Annotated in this window: 4 protein-coding genes and 1 pseudogene; 2 read left to right on the forward strand and 3 right to left on the reverse strand. The window is 61.0% G+C overall.

The window, feature by feature from the left end:
* Positions 1-458, forward strand: a pseudogene (glnA, locus tag EN932_RS27590) (glutamine synthetase); the annotation flags it as partial.
* 737 nt (positions 459-1,195) lie between these two features.
* Here the strand turns inward: glnA and EN932_RS27600 are convergent.
* Entirely contained in the window at positions 1,196-2,236 is a 1,041-nt protein-coding gene (locus EN932_RS27600) for a glutamine synthetase beta-grasp domain-containing protein (protein ID WP_013531450.1), read from the reverse strand.
* Positions 2,237-2,552: 316 nt separating this feature from the next.
* Here EN932_RS27600 and EN932_RS27605 point away from each other — a divergent pair, with 316 nt between their 5' ends.
* A complete protein-coding gene (locus tag EN932_RS27605; RefSeq protein WP_063168063.1) occupies positions 2,553-2,750 on the forward strand; it encodes a DUF2735 domain-containing protein in 198 nt (65 codons plus the stop codon).
* Positions 2,751-2,846: 96 nt separating this feature from the next.
* On the opposite strand, the gene EN932_RS27610 is transcribed toward EN932_RS27605, so the two are convergent.
* Positions 2,847-4,736, reverse strand: coding sequence for an MFS transporter (locus tag EN932_RS27610; RefSeq protein ID WP_013531448.1), 1,890 nt, complete (start codon positions 4,734-4,736; stop codon positions 2,847-2,849).
* A gap of 190 nt (positions 4,737-4,926) precedes the next feature.
* A complete protein-coding gene (locus EN932_RS27615; RefSeq protein WP_127368907.1) occupies positions 4,927-5,715 on the reverse strand; it encodes an ATP12 family chaperone protein in 789 nt (262 codons plus the stop codon).
* Positions 5,716-5,732: the final 17 nt, after the last annotated feature.

Consider the following 5,732-nt stretch of genomic DNA (forward strand, 5'->3'; position numbering starts at 1 on the left):
ATTCCTACAAGCGCCTGGTGCCGGGTTACGAAGCGCCGGTTCTGCTCGCCTATTCGGCGCGCAACCGCTCGGCGTCCTGCCGTATCCCGTTCGGCTCGTCGCCGAAGGCCAAGCGCGTCGAGGTCCGCTTCCCCGATCCGGGCGCGAACCCCTACCTCGCCTTCTCAGCGCTGCTGATGGCCGGCCTCGACGGCATCAAGAACAAGATCCATCCCGGCCAGCCGATGGACAAGGATCTCTACGACCTGCCGCCGAAGGAGCTGAAGAAGATCCCGACCGTCTGCGGCTCGCTGCGTGAAGCCCTGCAGAGCCTCGACAAGGACCGCGGCTTCCTGAAAGCCGGCGGCGTCTTCGATGACGACCAGATCGACAGCTACATCGAGCTGAAGATGGCCGAAGTGATGCGCTTCGAAATGACCCCGCATCCGGTCGAGTACGACATGTACTACTCCGTCTGAGATTCAATCTCGGTCCAAGATTAGCTATAATGCTCAAGCCCTTGAAAGACGTCCCTCTTTCAAGGGCTTTTTGCTGCGCTCCAATAGGATTGCCAGCCGACCGGCATGCCTCGCCTGCACGGCAGCCGCGCATGGACAGCCGTATCCGCCTTTCGTCTTCGACGATCATAGGATGCCCGGATTCTTGGACCTACGGTCCATCGGAGCGGCCGGCTTTTGAGCGCGTCGCTTCAATCACAACTCGGCGGTGTTCAGTAAATGATCAAGGGAGGCGGTTCGGCCGCCAACGTCGGAGCCAGGAGCGAGCGGAGCACTGTCTCAGGCTACAGTGACCGCTCGTCCGGCGCCCACGCCAATGCCGCCGTTCAAGAAAACCCCGCCCGTCCGAACAGCATTGCGTGACGTAACCCCAAGGCCCGCGAATACGCATGCCGTAGCGTGATCTGTCAACGCCACCAGCCGGGTGGCGAATGACCGATTCCGTTGTATGAACAGATGCTTATGGAAGATCCATCGCCCCGGACAAGGGCTGGAAAAGGCGGTTTTCCGGGCTTTCTGGCGAGTGATCGCCGCAGACTCGCACGGCTGCGGCCGGAACTCACGGGCGATTAGCGACCGCCGGAACTGCCTGACTTTTTCTGGGTATGTTTTACCGGGAATGCAGTCCGCCGGGTAACGGCCAAAAAAGAACCCCGGCGCGAAACGCCGGGGTCCTCTTGTCATACAGTCCGAAACACTTACGCGGCGGCTGAAACCTGAGCGCTTGCCGGAACCGAGGCGATCGTCTTCAGGATTTGCGAGGCGATCTGGTAGGGGTCGCCCTGCGAGTTCGGACGGCGGTCTTCCAGATAACCCTTATAGTCGCTCTTGATGAAGGAATGCGGCACGCGGATCGAGGCGCCACGGTCGGCAATGCCATAGCTGAACCGGTTCCACGGCGCGGTCTCGTGCTTGCCGGTCAAACGCTTGTCGTTGTCCGGGCCGTAGACGGCGATGTGATCCATCAGGTTCTTGTCGAAGGCCGCCATCAGCGCTTCGAAATAGGCTTTGCCGCCGACTTCGCGCATATAGGCGGTCGAGAAGTTGGCGTGCATGCCAGAGCCGTTCCAGTCTGTGTCTCCGAGCGGCTTGCAGTGGTATTCGATGTCGATGCCGTATTTCTCGGTCAGGCGCTGCAGGAGGTAGCGGGCCATCCACATCTGGTCGGCGGCCTTCTTGGAGCCCTTGCCGAAAATCTGGAATTCCCATTGGCCTTTGGCCACTTCGGCGTTGATGCCTTCGTGGTTGATGCCGGCGGCGAGGCAGAGGTCGAGATGCTCCTCGACGATCTGACGCGCGACGGAGCCGACATTGGAATAGCCGACGCCGGTGTAGTACGGGCCCTGGGGTGCGGGATAGCCGCTCTCGGGGAAGCCGAGCGGGCGACCGTCCTTGTAGAAGAAATATTCCTGCTCGAAGCCGAACCAGGCGCCCTCGTCATCGAGGATGGTGGCGCGCTTGTTTGAGGCATGCGGCGTGACACCATCGGGCATCATGACTTCGCACATGACCAGCACGCCGTTGGTGCGGGCGGGATCCGGATAGACCGCAACCGGCTTCAGCACGCAATCGGAGCTGTGCCCTTCGGCCTGCTGGGTCGAGGAACCATCGAAGCCCCACAGCGGCAGCTGCTCGAGTTCAGGGAATTCGGCGAATTCCTTGATCTGCGTCTTGCCGCGAAGGTTGGGGACCGGGGTATATCCATCGAGCCAGATATACTCGAGCTTGTATTTCGTCATTCTAGCCTCTCGTTGCTTGATCACCGAACACTGAACGGCGTCGACATGCGTCTGCCGTCAGCAGCTGGCCTGCCGCACACTTAAAATGCAATTCGTGTGCCATTCTTGGTCCGGAGGGTGCGACAAAATTGACGCGGCATCCACCGGAAGTCGGTGAGCCGCCTAAGCAATGCGCCCGGATCCATCACGGTCCTTATTTGCACAAATAGTGTGCAAATGCTGATCTTTTCATAGGCATATTGCCTAACTTGATTGCAGACCTTATCTTCGGGCCAAGTTGAATCGAAAAGGTTCGGCGGAAGAAAGGAACCCGGCAATGGAAGTCATTTCCACACGACCGTCGGCCAAAATTTTGATGTTCCCGGCGGCAGCACGCCTCTCTGCCTCAAATTTGAGCGGAAAGGCTAAGTTTGCGGCAGAGCTTGCCTCGCTGCGTGGTGCCCGCGCGGATTTCGGCGACGGCTGGTACCATGAGGCAGCCATCGAGGAAGAGGCCCGGGGCCGCAAGAGCTGACACAAAGGGCAGCAGCCCTCGCCAACGAATTGGCCTGAAAAGAAAAAGCCCGGCGCGATCGTTCGCGCCGGGCTTTCTTTTGAACGCTGGGGCTGCCTACTCCTTGGCGTGCAGGTCGGTGCCGAGCGTATCCTTGACGAAGATCATGCCGATGACCAGCGTTATAGCCGCGATCACCACCGGGTACCAAAGGCCATAGTAGATGTCGCCTTTGTAGGCGCTGAGCGCGAACACGGTTGCCGGCAGCAGGCCGCCGAACCAGCCATTGCCGATGTGATAGGGCAGCGACATGCCGGTGTAGCGAATGCGGGTCGGGAACATTTCGACCAGGATCGCCGCGATCGGCCCGTAGACCATGGTCACGAACAGCACCAGGATGAACAGGATGCCGATCGTCATTGGCCAGTTCACTGCTGCAGGATCGGCGAACATGGCGAACGCGCCGCCGCCTGGAATGTTGTAGACGGTGACTTCGGGTGCGCCCGCTGCCTCATCGGTGGTCAGCAGCTTGTCCTTGACCGCCTGGTCGATCGGCACCGTCGCCTTTTCACCGGCACGGATGGCAGCGGCGTCCAGCTTCAGTTCCGGGTTGGCGGCAACAAACGCATCGAGCTTCTGGTCCGCAACCTTGGCTGCCGCGCGCTTCAGCGGATAGCCGCCGTCCTGCAGCGACATATTGACGGCCTTGATGAAGGCCGCCTCCTTGGCCTTGGCCTGATCACCGGCGGCGATGGCGTCATAGGACTCGACCGTCTCGTTGCCGATTTTGACAGATGCGGGTGTGCCGGCGGCAGCCGTCGACACCACGTCATAGGGAACCGAGTTCTTGGTCAGGAACGAAGTCGCGATATCGCAGGATGTCGTGAACTTCGCCGTGCCAACCGGATTGAACTGGAATTTGCAGTCGCCCGGCGCCGCGGTCACCGTCGCCCTGGTGTTCTGCTGCGCCGTGGCGAGTGCCGGATTGGCAGCCCATGTCAGTGCCTTGAACAGCGGGAAGGTGCAGACAATCGCCAGCGCAAGGCCCGCCATGATGATCGGCTTGCGGCCGATCTTGTCGGAGAGCCAGCCGAAGACGACGAAGAAGATCGAACCGACCGCCAGGGCGACCGCGATCATGATGTTGACCGACTGCGCGTCGACCTTGAGCACGTTGGTCAAGAAGAACAGCGCGTAGAACTGGCCATTGTACCAGACCACGGCCTGACCGGCTGTGAGGCCGAGCAGCGCCAGCAGTGCAATCTTGGCGTTCTTCCATTGGCCGAAGGCTTCCGTCAGCGGCGCCTTGGAGCCCTTTCCCTCATCCTTCATGCGCTGGAAGGTCGGGGATTCGGAAAGCGAAAGCCGAATCCAGATCGAGATGCCGAGCAGCAGAAAAGACACGATGAACGGAATACGCCAGCCCCAGGCAGCATAGTTTTCCTTGCTCAATGAAGCCTGTACGATCAGGATCACAACCAGCGACAGGAACAGGCCGAGCGTCGCGGTGGTCTGGATCCACGAGGTGTAGTAGCCGCGCCGGTTGTCCGGCGCATGTTCGGCGACGTAAGTGGCCGCGCCGCCATATTCGCCACCCAGAGCCAGGCCCTGCAGCATGCGCAGGATGATCAGGATCACGGGAGCGGCGATGCCCAAAGTGGCATAGCCGGGCAGCAAGCCGACCAGGAAGGTCGATAGGCCCATGATCGTCATGGTGACAAGAAAAGTATATTTACGGCCGACAAGGTCACCGATGCGGCCGAACAGCAGTGCGCCGAACGGGCGCACAAGGAAGCCTGCGGCGAAAGCCAACAGCGCGAAAATGTTGCGGGTCGCTTCCGGAATGGCTGGGCTGAAAAAGGTCGAACCGATGAACACCGCCAGCGAGCCATAAAGATAGAAATCATACCATTCGAAAACGGTGCCGAGCGAGGAAGCGAAGATGACTTTCTTCTCTTCCCGCGTCATGCCGCGGCTTGTTCCGCCGGCGGTCGATGCTATTGCCATTGCGTTATCCTCCCGTGAGACCCGTTCTCAATGCTGCGCGACACTGTCCGCGTTCTCCTCCGAGCACGGACTCAACGACAGCCATTCGGGAAAAATGACAGAAAGCGCCCGCCAAAGGCAGCGCGTCTTTGGGATTATGACTTTGGTATTAGGTGCGCTGCGGGATGAAACCGGGCGAGTTGGGAAACCCCTAGCCCTTGAGCGCTTGCAGCAGGCCGGCGGCAGCCATCATGTCGCGCTTGCGAGCCGCGCGGCGGGCAACGGCCTCCGCATCCTGCCCCCAATGCTCGATCTGCCAGTCCTCGTCGACATGAGCAGCGGCCCAGGCAGCCTCAGCGTCGATCTCGCCGAAATCGACAGCCAGCGCCAGCAGCGCCGAACCGGTCAGCGACGTCATCACATGGATGGCGGCGAGCCGCAGCGGCTCGGCGCGCTGGGCAAGATGGCTGCCCAGCACGGCGATGGTCTCGCGCGGCTGCTCGACATGGATGATGCCCTCGGCCAGATTGAAACGTGCTCCGAGTGTCCTCGCCCAGTCGATCACCGGATCCCAATGCTGATTCTGCCGCTCCACCAGCCCTTGCGGTGCGTCGGCGCGATAGCAGGTGAGATCGGATGAGGCAAAGCGCAGGATATCCTCCAGCACCGCCTGCGGGTCGCTGGCAACGCCATCGATGGCCGTGTTGACGAGGCGCATCACCGGCATCTTCACCGGATCGATGGTCTCGCTTTGGGCGGCGAACTCGTCGGCGACGAGCGCGGCTGCTGCCTCGGTCGGCAGCACCAGCAGCGCCTTGCCCGGCGTCCGCACCGGCTTGCCGTCGAGATGCACGGCAAAGCCATTGTCGACAGGTGCCACAGAGGCGGCGTTGTAGAAGCGCTTGGGCAGAGGCGTCTTCATCTGGATCTGGGCGCGGCGCACAGGATCCGGGTCGGAGAGATACTTGCCCGCTTCGAGGTCGTTGAGGATGTCACGCATGAAGGTCTCTCTTACAC

The organism is Mesorhizobium sp. M7A.F.Ca.US.002.01.1.1 (assembly GCF_004022955.1).
GTDB classification, from domain to species: domain Bacteria; phylum Pseudomonadota; class Alphaproteobacteria; order Rhizobiales; family Rhizobiaceae; genus Mesorhizobium; species Mesorhizobium ciceri.

Bases quoted from the DNA above. Each gene is read 5' to 3' on its own strand.
- EN932_RS27600 (WP_013531450.1), bottom strand. From the start codon at position 2,236: ATGACGAAATACAAGCTCGAGTATATCTGGCTCGATGGATATACCCCG.
- EN932_RS27605 (WP_063168063.1), top strand. From the start codon at position 2,553: ATGGAAGTCATTTCCACACGACCGTCGGCCAAAATTTTGATGTTCCCG.
- EN932_RS27610 (WP_013531448.1), bottom strand. From the start codon at position 4,736: ATGGCAATAGCATCGACCGCCGGCGGAACAAGCCGCGGCATGACGCGG.
- EN932_RS27615 (WP_127368907.1), bottom strand. From the start codon at position 5,715: ATGCGTGACATCCTCAACGACCTCGAAGCGGGCAAGTATCTCTCCGAC.